The organism is Synechococcus sp. B60.1 (assembly GCF_047462555.1).
In the GTDB taxonomy this organism is placed as follows: domain Bacteria; phylum Cyanobacteriota; class Cyanobacteriia; order Thermostichales; family Thermostichaceae; genus Thermostichus.
The window spans coordinates 1-11,495 of the sequence record NZ_JANSJN010000087.1 but is presented as its reverse complement, the minus strand read 5'-3'; the positions used below and the strand labels follow the sequence as shown (position 1 = coordinate 11,495).

At 62.1% G+C, this 11,495-nt stretch carries 12 protein-coding genes; 6 read left to right on the top strand and 6 right to left on the bottom strand.

Translation table 11 applies throughout. From position 1 onward, the window contains the following. Positions 1 to 127: 127 nt before the first annotated feature. The 3 genes from NW863_RS10030 to NW863_RS10020 are packed head-to-tail and all read right to left on the bottom strand — an operon-like array spanning position 128 to position 2,585. Entirely contained in the window at positions 128 to 679 is a 552-nt protein-coding gene (locus NW863_RS10030) for a hypothetical protein (RefSeq protein WP_414366094.1), read from the bottom strand. After that, a complete protein-coding gene (locus NW863_RS10025; protein ID WP_414366092.1) occupies positions 666 to 1,052 on the bottom strand; it encodes a thioesterase family protein in 387 nt (128 codons plus the stop codon). The genes NW863_RS10030 and NW863_RS10025 overlap by 14 nt, the downstream gene beginning before the upstream one ends. An 18-nt stretch (positions 1,053 to 1,070) precedes the next feature. Next, positions 1,071 to 2,585 carry a hypothetical protein gene (locus NW863_RS10020; protein ID WP_414366090.1) on the bottom strand — a complete coding sequence of 505 codons (1,515 nt, stop codon included), beginning with the start codon at positions 2,583 to 2,585 and terminating at the stop codon, positions 1,071 to 1,073. Positions 2,586 to 2,730: 145 nt separating this feature from the next. Between NW863_RS10020 and NW863_RS10015 the strand changes: the two genes are divergently transcribed. After that, the gene (locus NW863_RS10015) at positions 2,731 to 4,869 is read left to right on the top strand and encodes a tetratricopeptide repeat protein (protein WP_414366089.1); all 2,139 of its coding nucleotides are present in this window, start codon (positions 2,731 to 2,733) and stop codon (positions 4,867 to 4,869) included. Here NW863_RS10015 and NW863_RS10010 read toward each other — a convergent pair. Then, positions 4,849 to 5,076: a hypothetical protein gene (locus NW863_RS10010; protein WP_414366088.1), complete on the bottom strand. Its 228-nt coding sequence runs from the start codon at positions 5,074 to 5,076 to the stop codon at positions 4,849 to 4,851. The genes NW863_RS10015 and NW863_RS10010 overlap by 21 nt on opposite strands. A 582-nt stretch (positions 5,077 to 5,658) precedes the next feature. On the opposite strand from NW863_RS10010, the gene NW863_RS10005 reads away from it, so the two are divergent. After that, the gene (locus tag NW863_RS10005; protein WP_414366086.1) at positions 5,659 to 5,973 is read left to right on the top strand and encodes a hypothetical protein; all 315 of its coding nucleotides are present in this window, start codon (positions 5,659 to 5,661) and stop codon (positions 5,971 to 5,973) included. A gap of 23 nt (positions 5,974 to 5,996) precedes the next feature. Here the strand turns inward: NW863_RS10005 and recJ are convergent, their stop codons facing one another. Further along, positions 5,997 to 8,237, bottom strand: coding sequence for a single-stranded-DNA-specific exonuclease RecJ (gene recJ, locus NW863_RS10000; protein WP_414366084.1), 2,241 nt, complete (start codon positions 8,235 to 8,237; stop codon positions 5,997 to 5,999). Between the two features lie 133 nt (positions 8,238 to 8,370). Then, complete coding sequence (locus NW863_RS09995; RefSeq protein WP_414337946.1) at positions 8,371 to 8,538, bottom strand: hypothetical protein; 168 nt, start codon at positions 8,536 to 8,538, stop codon at positions 8,371 to 8,373. A gap of 236 nt (positions 8,539 to 8,774) precedes the next feature. Between NW863_RS09995 and NW863_RS09990 the strand changes: the two genes are divergently transcribed. The 4 genes from NW863_RS09990 (at position 8,775) to NW863_RS09975 (ending at position 11,311) form a co-directional block, all read left to right on the top strand. Continuing rightward, positions 8,775 to 9,698, top strand: coding sequence for a metallophosphoesterase family protein (locus NW863_RS09990; RefSeq protein ID WP_414366083.1), 924 nt, complete (start codon positions 8,775 to 8,777; stop codon positions 9,696 to 9,698). 75 nt (positions 9,699 to 9,773) lie between these two features. Next, complete coding sequence (locus tag NW863_RS09985) at positions 9,774 to 10,520, top strand: phosphoadenylyl-sulfate reductase (RefSeq protein WP_414366082.1); 747 nt, start codon at positions 9,774 to 9,776, stop codon at positions 10,518 to 10,520. Between the two features lie 3 nt (positions 10,521 to 10,523). Then, positions 10,524 to 10,835, top strand: coding sequence for an antibiotic biosynthesis monooxygenase family protein (locus tag NW863_RS09980; protein WP_414366080.1), 312 nt, complete (start codon positions 10,524 to 10,526; stop codon positions 10,833 to 10,835). Between the two features lie 131 nt (positions 10,836 to 10,966). Next, the gene (locus tag NW863_RS09975) at positions 10,967 to 11,311 is read left to right on the top strand and encodes an ArsR/SmtB family transcription factor (RefSeq protein ID WP_414366079.1); all 345 of its coding nucleotides are present in this window, start codon (positions 10,967 to 10,969) and stop codon (positions 11,309 to 11,311) included. The last annotated feature ends 184 nt before the right edge of the window (positions 11,312 to 11,495 follow it).

Below are 11,495 nucleotides of genomic sequence, written 5' to 3'. Positions count from 1 at the left end.
GGTGGGGAATTCCGCACCTTACGTTAAAGCTGAGCTGTCGATCCCCAGCAAAAGTGGCTCTAGATGGGAAGGGATCCGCTGCTGCCCGTTAGGCTGCTGCAAGAGTACAAAAGAGTGCTGCTGAGTTCTATCGGATTCTCGAGCGGCTGCTGCGCAGGATGAGCCATGCCAATTCCAAGGCCGGCCCCAGCACTCGCCAAGCGCGAAAGCAAAGCAGCAGGGATCCCTGTCCGTGCCAGCCGGTGTGGGTGAAGGTCAAGCGCAGGTGGCGGGCCAGCGAGGGAGGGAGGGCCGCCAACAGCCCTAGGCACTGCCCCGTCAAGGCCGGGTTGGCAAAGCCGATTTCTAGGCCGCCTTGCCAGGACTGGATCTGGATCCCCTTGGCCAACCGCTTCAGAAGGGGCCAGAAGCGAGGCCAGTCAGCAAAGGAGGGACGGCAGCCCACCCGGGCCGGCCAATGCCCGCGAACGCAGAGGGATCCGCAACGCCATTCCCAACCCCGACGGCTGCCCCGCAGAGCCAAGCCCCCCCACCCGCGCCATTTCCAGCTCCAGGCGAGGGGGCCTTGCCAAGGCTTGCGGTAGCGTAGCAGGAGCTGTTGTGGCCAGAACAGAAACGGTCCCAACCCAGTGACCAGCAGCAGCCCTGCCAGGTACTTGATGATCTCAAGCCAGCCCATAGCGGGCCAGAAAACGGGGCAAATCGACTACCTGACAGGTATAGGATCCCTGCATCACCAGCCGCCCCTGCTGCGCGATCTCCACCTGAAACTGAACGCGCCTTCCCTCCACTGCTACGACTTCAACCTTCACCTGCAAGGGATCCCCCACCACAGCTGCTGAGCAGTGTTCTAGGACAAAGCGGATCCCGACTGCCGCTTCTTCCCCCTCGTAAAAAGGCTGCAAGGTGTTGTGGCCACATCGCTCGATCAGCGCCAACAGAGCTGGGGATCCGATCACCCTCACGCCGGGGTTGCCCAGGGCCTCAGCCGTCTGCTCGGGGCCGGGGATCCCTTGCCAGGTGCCACGGGTGCCGAGGGGAAGGAGTTTCACAACCCTAGAACCTCAACGCTAGCGGGACGCTGTTCTGGACTGCCACCAGCGCCAGCCCTGCCCAAGCAAAAGGAACAGAGCCAGGATCCCAACGCTGGCCGCCAGCACCAGGGCCCGCTCCAGGCGGGTGGCATAGAACCCCGTCACCGTCCAGTTGCGGCTGAGGTTGGATCCGAGGATGGCGAGCGTGGCCAGGCCCAAAGCTTCGATCCCCGTCCAAGTCGCCCTTCTCCCTTCTTGGTTCAAGGCTATGGGCTGCAGCGCCGCCAAGATCAAGGCGGTGATCAAGGCTGCCAGCAAGAAAGCTGCTTGCGGCTGGGCATGGACGAAATAACCCACCCCCAGCGGCAGGAGCAGGCTGCCCAGCGTCAGGCCGACCCCGGTTTGCAGGGGTTTGTCTAGCCCGTGCAGCCAGTAAAGAAGCGCAGCCAAGGCCATGGCCGCCATGCCCAAGTAGAGCGCCGCCGCTACGTAGGGCTGGGTGAGGTCGATCCCGGCCACCTGCAGGTTGAACTGGTGCAGCAGGTTTTGCAGCAGGGGTCGGGCCGACAAAAACAGGGCAGCCATCGCCCCCCAGCGGCTGGGAAAAGCCAGACACCCCAGCCCCAGCAGCGCCGCCCCGTAGGATCCCCCCAGCCGCAGTGCCAGCAGCGCCCCACCGCCTACCAGCGTCAGGCTCACACAGGTCCGCCAGAGTAAGGCCTCTTTCCCCTCGGGTGCCGGGATCCTGCTCTCCAAAGCCAGTAGAGCCCACGAGAGCAACACCCCCGCCCCGTACAGCAGCGCCCAAAAGGGATCCTGGTACAGCCCGTTGCGCACCAGAGCCAGGGCCAGCGCCATCGCCACCAGCCATCCCACTCCTGACCCCAGGGCCGACAGCAGCCGGTTCGATTCCACCTCGCTGTCGGGTGAGGACTCTGTCCCGCTGGCGCGAACGGGAACAGTCAACAGGGGCAGAGTGCCCGCCACTAGGCTGAGGGCGGCCAGACCAACAGGTAACAACACCGGCCAAGGGAGATCTGGCAGAGATTCCGCTCCCATCTCCATAAGGCGGGATCCCCAGGTGAGGGCAGCGATGCCGCTCCAGCCCTGGGCCAGCCCCATCAGCACAGACAGCATCTCTTCTTCAGCCAAGCAGCCCAGCAACGGGATCCCCACCAAGCCCATCCCCAGGCCGCAGCCCCACAACAGCAGGGAAAAAGCAGCTCCCGCCTCAGATCCCTCGAAGGCGCCGCCGGCTACACCCTGCCAGGTGGCCAAGCTGAGCAGCAGCACCGCCAGCCCCTGCCCGGCCCGCCCACAGCCGCCCAAGCCCAGCAGACCCAGTCCCACCAGCCCCCCCAACAGCAGGGCCAGCGGAACCGGTTCCGGCAACTGTCCCAGCCCCGCCCCCAGCGCTGCCAGGGCCGCCAGGCCCAGTCCCATTGCCGGCTGCCAACGGCGCAGGGATCCCCAGCGGCGATAGCGAATCGCTTCCAACAGCAGAACCACTAAGCCAATCGCTGCGGCAATCGCTAGCACTCCGCTTGCCATCTCCCCCTCCTGACCAACCCTTCCTCAACTATCGCCGATCTTGCAGTCGGGGAAGGGCAACGCCCTAAGCCGCCGAGGCGGTGGCAAAGATAAGCTGGAAAAGAGCAGCGAGGATAAGCTGGAAAAGAGCAGCGAGCCGACGTTCATGTCTTCCGGGCATTACAAGTTCGATCTCTTCCTGCGCTACCACCGGGCCCAGGCCCGTTGGGCGCGGCAGTTGGCGGAGCGGCTGGATCGGGAGGACTTCAAGGTCTGGTTTGACCGCTGGATGCTGCAGCCGGGAGACGACCGCCGGCTGGAGCTGCAACTGGCCATCGAACAATGCCGCTGGATCGGGGTGGTGGCCTCACCGGAATTTGTCGCCAATCCCTGGCCTAGAGATGAGCTCTACAGCGGCTTCTCCCACGCTCCGCCCCGACAGAACCAGCGCCTGCTGACCCTACTTCACACGCCCGCCGAGCTGCCCCGCCCCCTGGCAGAAGCGCCGCTGCTGGATTTTAGCGGCTCTGAGGAAGATCCGGTGCTGTTTGAGTACCGGGCCCGGGAGCTGATGCACTTTTTGGATCCCAGCTTTCCCACCCCTGGAGATCTGCAGCGATTTCGGCTGCAATACCACCGCCGCGAGGAACCTCCTGAAGATGAGGAAGTGCGGGGGTTCCAAGCTTTCCTACGAGCCATTCAGCTAGCCATCCTGCGCATTGCCACTGGCGAAATGCCCTCTGCCACACCGGAGGAAGGGGCACGTAAGATTGCCATTTTGCAATTTCTTCAGCGCCTGTTCCAGTGGAACAGCGCCGATATTCAATTCGATCGGGCCGAGGAGTGGCGCAAGCGGGGCAACCTAACCGAAGCCCTGGCCGCCTACGACCGCGCTTTGAATATGGATCCCAACTTTGCCCTGGCCTGGAGCCGCCGCGGCGATGTGCTGGTGCAGTTGGCCCGCTACCGCGAGGCGGTGGATAGCTACAACGGATCCCTGAGCATCAACCCCTACGACGAGGAGACGCGGCTGCGCCTGGCTCTGATTCTGGGGCGCCTGGGTCAGTACAAAGCGGCGGTGGTCAACTACGACAAGGTGCTGGAGAGCAACCCAGAGGACGCCCTGGCCTGGCACAACCGCGGCATTCGCCTCATGCAACTCAAGCGGCCCAAGCTGGCCCTCAACAGCCTGAACAAGGCGCTGCGCTACAACCCCCAACAGCCCCGCACCTGGCTGGCACGTGGGATCGTGTTGCGGCGGCTGCGGCGGCCCAGCTCGGCGGCGGCCAGCTTTGCTCGGGTTTTGAAGCTCAACCCCAGAAGTGGCCGGGTCTGGCGCTACCAAGGCAATGCCCTGTTCCACTGCCAGCGGCTGCGCTCGGCCATCGAGTGTTACAAGCGCTCGCTGCGGCTGCGCCGCCGGGATCCCATTACGCTCCATAACCTAGGGGTGGCTCTGCTGCGCCTGGGGCAATATCGGCTGGCCAGCAAAGCCCTGGAACGTGCCCTGCGCTACGACGCCGACAACCCCAAAAGCTGGTACGCCCGCGGCGTGGCCTTCCAGAAATTGGGCTACCTGAAGGAGGCTTGCATCCACTTTGAGGAGGCCCTGAAGATCCGGCCAAAGGACTTCCCGGCTCGCTACGCCCTGGCAGTGGCCCAGCAGGAGCTAGGGCAATACGAGGCCAGCCTGGAGCAGTTCCGGAGCTTGGTGCAGCAGCGTCCTGGCAGCTTTGCCTGCTGGTTTGGCCAGATCACCAGCCTGCGCCGCCTGGGCCGATTGGAAGAAGCCCTTGCCGCCGCCCAAGAGATGACCCGCCTCAACGAACGGGATCCCTGGGGCTGGTTTGCCTTGGGCCTGGTCTATGGCGACCTGGGGGATGCAGAGAAAGCGGCGCAAGCCTACTCGCGCGTCCTGGAGCTCACCCCAGAAGACGCAGTGGCCCTCAACAACCGCGCCTGGGAGGCCCTGAAGCTGGGGAAGTTGGAGCTGGCCCTGGCCGACGCCCAACGGGCTACACAACTGGAGCCGCAGCGGCCCGCCTTCTGGCATACCTTGGGGTTGATCCAACTACAGGCCGGCCAGCGAGAAGCGGCCCAGGCCAGTTTGCAGCGCTGCCTGGAGCTGGATCCCCAGTTTCAACCGGCCCAGGCTGCTTTGCAGAAACTATTGCTGGGCAACCTCGCCGAGAGCCCCGCTGTTGAGGCGCCGGCAGGAACGGCACTGCTAGACCTGAAAACCCTCACTCCTCAAGAGGAGCCGCAACTGGTAGACTGTAAGCCCCTACCGGATCCCTCCGCTTAGCCCTTGTCTTTTGCCAATCCCTATAGCGCCCTGAAAGCCCAGCCGCGAGGGCCAGCCCGGACGCAGGGGATCCCCCAGCCGCTCCACCACCGCATTCTGTGCGAGCTGCTCCACCGCGAATTGGTAGGTGCGATAGGCTCCCGAAGCGCGGATCCCATCCCTGCCCCCACCAGCCCCAAGCCCAACACCGCCAGCAGATCCAGACAACCCCAGCTGCAGCAGCCCAGCGGGGCAGCACAGCCAACTTGTTGGGGACTTTCCGACATAGCCAACCGCCACCACAGAGTGCCCCCACCCTAACACAACACAAAGTTGCCGCTCATCCTGGGTGCCTTCCTGTCCCACAAAGCCCAGATAAAAGGCCAATCCAGCCTACGCCATTTGTCGGTAATAAGCGACGCTTCCCAGTTCCGTATTGCTACAGACATCTGTTTGTAGCTTCAAACAACGGCTCGGAAAATCATGGAGTCGGCCACTCTTTGGCAAGTTCAAACAACCCATTGTTGAGTCTAATCCCGCACTGCAGCGAAGATTGGATCCCTACGTATCCAATTGCTGCTCTGGCTTCGAGTTAGATGTGAAAGTCTGACGCATCGCCAATATAGGTTTCTATCCGCATGGGATCTGAGCAAAGTCGAAGCTTATAAATCAGTGAAGGACCCTGGATCTTGGGCAGCGAAAAAGCCGGCAAAGTGCGTATATCCAATCCGCCATTCGGCGGAGCTCATTTCAAAGGGTCTTGTCGAGAATAAAACCAGCGAAAAGTCTAAATCCAAGAGCATCCACACCATGAGCGAGATCAAAAGCACGATTGTGCAGCAAATCATTCAAACTGCCATGATGACCGGCCTGCTCACCGCTGCTCAGGAACACGAGCTCAACGTGAGGCTGTTCCGAGATGAGTGCTCCGAGGCCGATCTATTTTTGCTGCGGCGCTTGCACCGCTGCCTACGTCAGGGATCCATCCGCCAGGTGCCGGGCTTGCACAACACCATAGCCGTTGGCCGCTTTGGTTCCCCCTTGCGCCTGCTGCCCGACAGAGCCGAAGATGCACAACTCCAGCCGGCAGGGCTAAGCCTGGTGCACAATCCCAAAGTTGGCTAGTGGTTGTGCCCAGTTGTCGTCTTCTACTTCGGAGAAAAAACCGCTGGCAGGGGATCCGGTTGCAGCAGCCGTTGGCAGAGTTGGGCAATCTGGGCGGCGCTGACCTCGTCCAGCCAGCGGTGAAAAGCTTGGGATTCTTGAATACGGCCCAGCAGCCGTGTCGGGATCTGCTCCGGCCCCTCCAATTCCGCCAGCCACTGCCAGGGCAAGCCGGTTACCGCCGCCAGGACATGGGGATCCCATCGGCCTGTCCGCCCCAATTCCTGGAGTTGGGCGATTTGGTGGGGGAGGCGCTCCCAGCGGTGGCCAGAAGCAGCCAGGATCAGCGTTTGCGGCTGCACCTGTTGCAGCAGTTGGGCCAAGTCTGCTGGCAGCCAGGGCCAGCGGGCCAGCAGCAGGGCTGTTTTTGTCGGCAGGAGGAAGTCTTGATCGAGAGGAAGGGCCTGCCCATCGTAGCAGAGGACTCCTTTGAGGGAATCCGGCAGGGGGCGTTGCCGGTAATCCCGGATCTGAAGACTGGGGACGAAAACGGTGGGCGCCTGCCAGTTACCAGAGGGGCGCACCGCCAGTACTTTGCCCTGCCAGGGCTGCTTGCCTTGGGCGTCGGCTTCCAACTGCAGGGCGATGTCCAAGGCCCGGCATTCTTGCCACCGCTCCAACTCTTCGCCGGCTTCCCAAAACCAGAGGGTACGGGATCCCAGCTCAAACTTCAGGTGGCGACCCTTCTGAGAAACTCCCAGCCGGACGCTACCACGGCGAACGTTCATCAGGGCTACGACGGGGTTGGGATTGCCGTGGCCAAGGGGCTGCAGGAGCTGCAACTGCCGATACACCTCGTCCAGCTCTGCCACCCTATCCCGGCCCTGAGAGGCCAACAGTTCCCAATCGATGACGATCTCCACCGCCAGGGCGCGAGCTTGCTGATCCGGGCTAACCCGCGCGGCTAGCTCCCGCCGCAAAGCCAGTTGTACGGCGGCCAGGCAAGACAGCTCTACTTGGATCCCGGCAGCCATGGGGTGTCCGCCTCCCCCCAGCAAGAGGGGACGCACGGCCTCGATGGCCTCCACTAGGTTCACCCCCGGAATCGAGCGGCCCGAGCCATAGCCCCGTCCCCTCCTCTCATCTTTGGCGATCAACACCGTGGGGCAAGCGTATTGCTCCGCCAAGCGCGCCGCGGCAATTCCCAAAACCCCTGCATTCCAGCCGCTTCCGGCCAGGACGATGGCCCGCTCCCGCGCCAGATCCAAGCTCTCCACCTGCTGGCTGACCTCTTGCAGCACCTGTTGGGTGAGCTGCCGACACTCCTCATTGAGGGCAACGAAATGCTCCACCAGCGTCTGGGCCCGCTGCGGATCGGAGGTGGTCAACAGCTCCACCGCCAGGCTGGCATCGTCCAAACGGCCAATGGCGTTCAGCTTGGGAGCAAGGCGAAAGGCGATGTCTTGGGCTGTCGGCATTCCTGAGGATTGGCCGTTGCTCACCCAATCCAAAAGAACCCGCAGCCCCGGACGCTGCGTCTTGGCCAGCCTCACCAGGCCCCGCTGCACCAGGTAGCGGCACTCCCGCTGCAACACCGCCACATCGGCCACGATCCCCACCGCCACCAGATCCAGGTGCTCTTCTACGCCCGGGATCCCCAGTGCTTGGTAGAGGGCCTCGGTCAGCTTGTAGGCCACCCCCACCCCCGGCAGAAAGCGCAGCGGGTGGTCTTCTGGCAGACGCAAGGGATTGATGACAGCATAGGCAGGGGGCAAGGGATCCGGGAGGGTGTGGTGATCCGCCACGATGACATCCACCCCCTGGGCTTGGGCGGCAGCAATTTCGGCGGCATTGCCCATGCCGCAATCCACCGTCAGGAGCACTTGGCAGCCCTGAGCCAGCACCTGCTGTAGCCGCTGGGGGTTCAAGCCATGCCCTTCGCTGCTGCGCAGCGGTAGGGTGAACTGGACTCGGAAGCCCAAGGTCTGTAACGCCGAGAGCAAGAGGCTGGTGGCGGTAACGCCATCGCAGTCGAAATCTCCCCAAATGCAGAGGGTCTCTCCTTTTTCCCTGGCTTCCAGCAGCCGCGCCACCGCCCGCTCCAGATCCGGCAGGGATTCCGCTGGCGTGGGAGAATACCGATTAGGATCGACGAAGGCCCGCGCTTGTTCCCGGCTGTGCAGCCCACGCAAGGCCAACACCTTGGCTGCATACTTGCCGTATTCTCGGCTCAGCTCCGGATCAAACTGGGGTGGAGTGGACAGCAGATCCCAGCGGTATTCCATGCCAACGGGTTGGGCCGGCCCCCGGGCCGATAGGGATAAAGCTCCTTAGGAGCGTATCAAAAACTGCCCAGGGAGAGAAGCAACACGGGATCCCGGAAAGCAAAAGCCGGGGTGAGCGATCCCTGCCAACCTGCTATTGACAGCAGTGAGAGGCCACGCAGCAAGGCGAAGGGTGGGCGTGGTCATGGGTGGCACAGGCTTCGCTGCAGTAGAGTTGGCCTTCGTAGCGATAGCCTTGGCTGCTTTCGAAGCTGCAGTTGCAGTGTTCACAGGCGCAACGAACAAGGGTGGTAGCAGACATGATTTTTTCTCCTTGCTTGAACTAAGGGATCCTCGACAAGAGGATCCGTGTCGCTACACCCTAGCAGTTGCTTGGCAGCGGCGCCGGAACAAGAATCAGACTCATTGGTCGTGATTCCAAATCGCAGCAACCGCAACTCCCCTTCGGTACCCCGGCAGAGGTTAAGAGAAGTCCATAGCCCTCTGGCTGGTTATTGACTATGATGCGGGCGTGAGGTGTGAATAAGTGCCTAGGTGATGGCGACCCAAAGGATTTGCTTTGCCCAAGTCTCAGATGTTCACCTGATGCCGGAGACGGGGTGCCGCTGCTGGTGGATGTCCGATTCCCCTCGCCACCAGTTGGAAGCTGCTGTTGCCCACCTTAACCAGGTGCCTGAGCTGGACTTTGTCGTGTTCACCGGCGATCTGGTGGACCAGGCCGACCCAGAAAGCTTTGAGTTGTTTCGGGAGATTCTTGCCCAACTGCGGGTGCCCTACTACCTCAGCCTCGGCAACCACGATATCGATACCTTGGGGAGGGAGGGGCGCTTCAACCGGGAGCAATTTATCCGCTGGTGCCAACGTCAATTTCCGTTGCCCCTTGCCCCCACGGGCTACGTCGATTACAGCCTTTCCCCCCTGCCCGGGATCCGCTTGATTGCCCTCGATGCCAGCCTGGGCCAGTTCCCTCTGCCCCAGGGCGTGCTGCGCCCCTCGCAACTGCACTGGTTAGGCGAACATCTACAGGCGGTGCCCGAGGAATGGCTGATCCTGCTCATCCATCAGCCTCCCTTTATCTCCCCCACCCACATGGATGCGGTTTTGTTCCGCAAGTACCGGCTCCGCAGCGAGCAAGCTGCAGCGCTGCATACCCTCTTAGCCGACCACGGGCGGGTGGTGGCGGTGTTGAGTGGACATCTGCACGTGCCGAGGGTCTATGTGCAGGACGGGATCCCCTACCTGACAGCGCCTCCTCTCGTGGGGCCGGTCTCCGCTCTGCGGGTGTTTGAGCTGGATATCAACCCACGGCGAGGGGTGTTGCGCTACCACTGGGTTCACCTGCCGGAGCCAGGTCCCAGACCTCTCTGGCATGGCCTGGTCATGGGGGTTCGTCGGGATCGCTGGGGACAAATCCCCCTGCGCGCCAAGGGAGCCCGATCCCTGCCCGCCGTTGCCCAATAGCCAAAAATCCTAAACCTTGACCGAATTAGTGTAGATTAAAAAGGCAAAGAGCCTTGGATTTGGTGTCTTTCCCCTATGACTGCAACCCTTTCTTCCTCTGGCCACTGGGAGCTGGCGGCTCAGGCGTTACGAGAGCAGTATCAGCCGCAAGTAGCTTCTCTGAGCGAGCGATTTGAGCCTCTTTCTGCAAGTGACCTGCTGGCCTGGGCCGTGGCGGAGTTTGGGGACGGGCTGGTGCTGGCCTGCAGCTTTGGGCCGGAAGATCTGGTTCTCATCGATCTGCTCACGGCCATTCGCCCTCAGGTTCGCGCCTTTTTCCTAGATACCGATTTTCACTTCCCGGAAACCCTGCAACTCCAGCAACAGGTGCTGGCGCGCTACCCCGATTTGCAACTGGAGGTTTTCAAGCCCTTGCTCACCCCGGAAGAGCAGGCAGCGCAGTATGAGCCGGAGCTGTACCGCACCAACCCTGACCTCTGCTGCAACCTCCGCAAGGTGGAACCCCTAAATCGCGCCCTGGCCAACTGCACCACCTGGATTACTGGGATGCGCCGCGAGCAGTCTTCCACCCGCGCCGATATCGGCAAGGTGCAGTGGGATAGCAAGCGCAACCGCCTCAAGCTCAACCCGCTCGCCGACTGGACAAACGGCCAAGTCTGGAAGTACATTCTCGACCACGGGATCCCTTACAATCCCCTCCACGACCGCAACTATCCCAGCATTGGCTGCATCCACTGTACGGCGCCGGTGGAGCCGGGGGAGGATCCCCGCTCCGGCCGCTGGAAGGGCACAGCCAAAACCGAGTGCGGCCTGCATACCTAGCCTATGAACCCTTCGCCTGTCCTGGAGGTGGCTCAGTTTGAAGTCACCCCCGGCTCTGAAGCTGCCTTCGAAGCTGCCATCGCGCAAGCCTTTGTCTACCTACAACAAACCGATGGCTATCGGCAGCACCAACTGCAGCGCTGTTTAGAGTACCCTCAGCAGTACCTGTTGCTGGTACAGTGGAGATCCCTGGAGGCCCATCTGGTTAACTTCCGCCAATCGGAAAACTTTGTCCGCTGGCGCGCCCTCCTCGAGCCCTACTTTGCTCGGCCACCGCAGGTGTTGCACTACCAACTGCTGCCGGGGTTGGCCTGATGAGAGGCAGTGCGAACCCAGGGTTGCGCCGGTGCTGCAGAGCAATGGCGGCCTTCCCAGCCCAGGAACAACTGGGGTGGGAGGAGTGTTTGCCGGTGGGGGCGCAAAGCTCTTGCTACCCTAGTTGAAGGATGGTTTCGTGGTTGGCCAAGGTAGAGGGGGATTTGCTGTGTGAGCAGGTACGGGAGGGATTTCACGCTCTCTCTGATCCAATTCGCCTGCGCGCACTGCAACTGTTGCGTGGGCGCGAGCTGTGCGTTTGCGATCTCTGCGAAAAGCTGCAGATAAGCCAATCCAAGCTCTCGTTTCACTTAAAGACCTTGCGAGATGCGCAGTTGGTCAACGCTCGCCAGCAGGGGCGCTGGATCTACTACAGTCTTAACCCACCTCGCTTTCAGCTCTTGCAGCATTTTTTGGATAGCCTAGGACAAGCTGCCCCCTCTGAGGCTGCCGTCCCCTGTGCGGAGGATCCCTAGATGTTTATCCTCGATTGAGGTGCGGTTTGCTTGCCCCGCGGCCCTGGCCCTGGGGGGGACGCCATAACCCCCGCTCCAGAGCCTACGGCCCGCTGACGCGAAGGAATCTCAACGTAAGGCGCGGGATTCCCCACCCGGGTGGGGAGGGATAGCGCCTCCTGACTGATTCTGGATATATCGCTTC